This is a genomic window from Stenotrophomonas sp. 2YAF22 (assembly GCF_052114665.1).
GTDB lineage: Bacteria > Pseudomonadota > Gammaproteobacteria > Xanthomonadales > Xanthomonadaceae > Stenotrophomonas > Stenotrophomonas indicatrix.
In genome coordinates this window covers 1-4,169 of sequence record NZ_JBFRFE010000386.1, presented here as the reverse complement: position 1 = coordinate 4,169, position 4,169 = coordinate 1, and the positions used below count along the sequence as shown (strand labels likewise).

At 67.1% G+C, this 4,169-nt stretch carries 4 protein-coding genes; 1 reads left to right on the top strand and 3 read right to left on the bottom strand.

Features of this window, described 5'->3' with window-relative positions:
- On the bottom strand, positions 1 to 269 hold a 269-nt coding region (locus tag AB4Y84_RS15000; RefSeq protein ID WP_442250365.1), incomplete at its 3' end, for a DUF1304 domain-containing protein.
- A gap of 76 nt (positions 270 to 345) precedes the next feature.
- Positions 346 to 1,674, bottom strand: a complete 1,329-nt coding sequence (locus tag AB4Y84_RS14995) for an NTP/NDP exchange transporter (protein ID WP_442244897.1) — start codon at positions 1,672 to 1,674, stop codon at positions 346 to 348.
- 287 nt (positions 1,675 to 1,961) lie between these two features.
- On the opposite strand from AB4Y84_RS14995, the gene AB4Y84_RS14990 reads away from it, so the two are divergent.
- Complete coding sequence (locus AB4Y84_RS14990) at positions 1,962 to 3,362, top strand: serine hydrolase domain-containing protein (RefSeq protein ID WP_223496209.1); 1,401 nt, start codon at positions 1,962 to 1,964, stop codon at positions 3,360 to 3,362.
- A 106-nt stretch (positions 3,363 to 3,468) separates the two neighbouring features.
- Here the strand turns inward: AB4Y84_RS14990 and AB4Y84_RS14985 are convergent.
- A partial coding sequence (locus AB4Y84_RS14985; protein ID WP_442250364.1) for an SDR family NAD(P)-dependent oxidoreductase occupies positions 3,469 to 4,169 on the bottom strand: 701 nt, incomplete at its 5' end.

Genomic DNA, 4,169 nt, shown 5'->3' with positions numbered 1-4,169 from the left:
CCATAGCACCCCGCCACCACCACGCACACCAGCGAGAACGTCACCAGCACCGGCTGCGCCAGCATCAGCCCCACCACGATGCCCGCCGCCAGGAAGCCGTTATACAGGCCCTGGTTGGCCGCCAGCACGCGCGTGGTCTCCGCCTTCTCCGGTGAATTGCGGAACGTCTTCAGGCCCAGCGGCCGGGTCCACAGGAACATCTCCAGCACCAGGAAATAAACGTGCAGCAGGGCGACCAGCAGGGTCAGGACGAGCGCGATCCAGTACATGGGCAGTTCCTTGGACAAGGATGGAGAATGGGGTCGGATCCCTTCCCCTGCGGGACAGGGATCCGCCCCTGGAAAATCAACGGTCGCGCGGCAGCTTCTTCTCTTCGCGCAGCACGCCGAACGCCGCCAGGGTCATCAACCCGGCGACGGCTACACCACCGATGAACACCACGTGCGAACCGAACAAGGACAGCCCCTTGTGCAGCCAGGCGAAGGTCAGGTCGGCGCCGCGGTACACCACCGTGTCGATCGCTGCGCCGGCCTTGTAGCGCCACTGCCGGTCCACGCGGGTGTAGATGGTTTCGCGGGCCGGCTTGGCCAGGGCGAACTCGCTGGCGCGGGTCATCACCTGCACCACCGCCACCATCAGCGGCATCGGCGATGCGGCCAGCACCGAGAAGCCGATCAGGATCGCAAAACCGGGAATCAGCAACGCCGGGGCGATGCCGTGGCGCGACAGCAACCAGCGGGTCAGCCCGAGCTGCATCAACAGCGCCAGCGCGTTCACCACCAGGTCGATGCGCGAGAAGAAGGCTGTGGCAGCGCCTGCATCGTTGAACGAGGCACGTACGATGCTGGCCTGCTGGTTGTACAGCAAGGTGCCGACACCCACGCCGAACACCACCATGATCGCCAGCCAGCCCAGCAGGGGCTCGCGCACGATCAGCTTCACGCCATCGAGCACGCTGCCACCCATCGGCTGCTCGCCCGACACCAGCTGCTGCTCACGCTCGCGCAGCACCGCCCAGTGCCGCAGGCGCCAGATGCACAACAGGCACACGACCAGGAAGCCGGCCGAAACCAGCATCAGGTTGGCGATGCCCACCCGCTGCACCAGCGCACTGGTGATGATCGGGCCGAGGAAGGCGCCAACAGTGCCGGCCGCACCGATGTAGCCGTAGTAGGCCCGCGCCTGCGCATTGGAGAACACATCCGCCATGAAGCTCCAGAACACCGCGACCGCAAACAGATTGAACACGGTGATCCAGAAGAAGAACGCCATGCCCCGCCCGGGTACGCCGCTGTCGAACAACGCGTAGAAGCCCAGCAGGGTGGCGATGAAGAAGCCGTACACCGCCGGCAGGAACACCCGCCGCGGGAAGCGGCTGACCAGCCATCCATAGACCGGTTGCAGCACCAGCATGATCACGAACACGCAGGAGAACAGGAACTGCAGGACGAAGTCCTTCAGGGCGATGCCATGGCTGGCGAACCAGGCGATCAACGCCGCCGGGAACACCGTCTCCAGGTCGGCCGAAGCGGCCATCGCCTCGCGCACCGGGCGCAGCACGTAGTAGCCGCTGAGCAGGCAGAAGAAGTACAGGAACGACCACCACAGCGCCGGCGACTCCCGCAGCGCGGCCACCAGGCCCTTCAATGCCCCGCTTTCACGCGCCGCGCTCACGCGGCTCCCCTCGCCCGCAAACGGCGGTTGGACAGCGGCATGGCAAGCTCCGGGGGCAGTGAAGCGCGTACGTTATCCAATGCACTGCAACATCGCCAGCGCAGGCGGCGCCGATGGCTGCAACGCAGTGTCACGGACCGGCCCGGCAGACACCTTGTGATACACGCTTTTCTGGCGTCAAAAATCCAACTTTTTCAACGAGATGCGCATTCATCTTCGCTTTGTTTGTGCACAGGCGAAAAGCGGCGCTAGAATCATCCCCAGCAGTCGCGCACGGGTTCCAACCGATGAAAAAGAACAGCCTGCGTCGTCCGATCCGTTCGGCGGCCACCGGTTTGCTGGGCATGTTGATGCCCCTTGCCTTGTCCACCACCGCGCAGACCCCGCCGGCGTTGCCGCCGATGCCGACCAACATCGAAACCGCCGCCGGTGGCGCCGTCGCCCACACCCAGCCTGCGGCCTACCGAACCGGGCTGGTGCCGCAGGTGCAGTTGCCCGCTGCCGGTTTCAACGTCGCCAACATCGAGTCGATGGCGCAGCAGCTCACCTATGGCGAGCGCGTGCCGGGCATGGCAGTGGCCATCGTGCAGGGCGGCCGCGTGCTCAGCGCGCGCGGCTACGGTGTCACCGACGTCAACAACCCGTTGCCGGTCGATGCCCACACCGTGTTTCGCCTGGCGTCGCTGTCCAAGGCCTTCGCCGGCACCATGGCCGGCCTGCTGGTCAACGATGGCACCCTGCGCTGGGACAGCAAGGTCACCGACTATGTGCCGGGCTTCCGCCTGAACTCGCCGGAGGCCACCGACCGCCTGACCGTGGCCGATGTACTCAGCCACCGCGTCGGTCTGCCGTACAACGCCTACGACCGCGACATCGAAGGCAACGCCGAGTACTACGCGCTGACCCAGAAATTGGCCAACACCGGCCTGAAGTGCCTGCCGGGCGACTGCTACGCCTACCAGAACGTGGCCTTCAGCCTGATCGGCGACGTCGTGTATGCCGCCTCCGGCAGCTTCTACGAGCAGTCGGTCGAACGCCGCATCTTCAAGCCGCTGGGCATGAACGATGCCAGCCTCGGTCTGGCCGGTATCCAGGCCAGCTCGCGCTGGGCGCGCCCTCACGTGCGCAGCCGCAACGGCTGGGTGTCGCTGACGCCGAAGCCGACCTATTACCGCGTGGCCCCGGCTGCAGGCGTCAACGCCAGTGCCAGTGACATGGCGCAGTGGTTGCTGGCCCATACCGGCCACCGTCCGGACGTGCTGCCGGCGCCGCTGCTGGCCACGCTGCACTCCAGCCTGATCAACACACCGGGCGAGATGCGTTCGGGCTGGCGCCGCGAACGCCTGCACTCGGCCGGCTACGCGCTGGGCTGGCGCACCTTCGACTACGCCGGTCACGATGTCGTGTTCCATGCCGGCGCGGTGCAGGGCTACCGTGGCCTTGTTGCACTGGTGCCTGAGCGCGACCTCGGCATCGCCATCATGTGGAACGGCGAAAGCGGCCTGCCCAGCGGCCTGCTGCCGACCGTGCTCGACGCAGCCCTCGGCCTGCCGTCGCAGCGTTGGCTGGACGTGGACACCGACTTCGGCAGCGACAACCTGATGGCCGAGGGCGCCGCCCCGGCGCAGCAGGACAAGCGCAAGGGCAAGGGTGCCTCGGGCAACCGCGCGGTGGCCTCGCCGCGCTGAGCTGGCGAGCTCGACGTGAGCGGAAGGGCGGCCCTGGGGTCGCCCTTTTCGTATGCGCCTGCGCGTCCTCCACGTGGCGCCACGCCCTGACCGATCGTGCCGGAGGCTAGTGGGCGAAGTAGTGCATTCCCCCATCCACCGGAATCACCGCCCCGGTGATGTACCCCGCCAACGGCGACGCCAGGAAGGCAACCAGGTGCGCCACCTCCTCCGGTTCGCCGAAACGCCCCATCGGGATGTTGCGGGCGATGAACTCACGTCGGCTCTCTTCGGTGGGATGCAGCCGATCCCGGATCTGCGCGCTGTTGATCCGCCCCGGCGCGATCGAATTGACGGTGATGCCCTCGCCCGCTACGTCGCAGGATAATCCCTTGCTCCACAGATGCAGCGCCGCCTTCGCCGGGCTCGCGGCATTCACCGCACGCGGCTCCATCGACCCGCTGAGGTTGATCACACGCCCCCAGCCATTGGCCCGCATCGACGGCAGCAACGCCTGCGTCAGCCGTCGTGCCGCCGAGAAGTTCAGTGCCATCGCCTCGTCCCACACCTCGTCTGCTGCGGCCACCCCGGCCAACCGTGCGCCACCAGCCGCGTTGACCAGGATGTCCACGTGCTGCAGCGCCTGCAGCGAAGCGCTGGCGATGCGCTGCACATCGTCGGCGTCGGTCAGATCGCCCATCAACACGACGGGTACCGGTCCACCCGCCGCCTCGATTGCGGCCGCCACCGATTTCAACGGCGCCTGCCGCCGCGCGGTGATCGCCACGCGCACACCCTGCGTCGCCAGTAACCGCGCAACACCTGCGC

Excerpts from the sequence above, each read along its gene's own strand:
- AB4Y84_RS14990 (WP_223496209.1), top strand. The coding sequence starts at position 1,962 with ATGAAAAAGAACAGCCTGCGTCGTCCGATCCGTTCGGCGGCCACCGGT.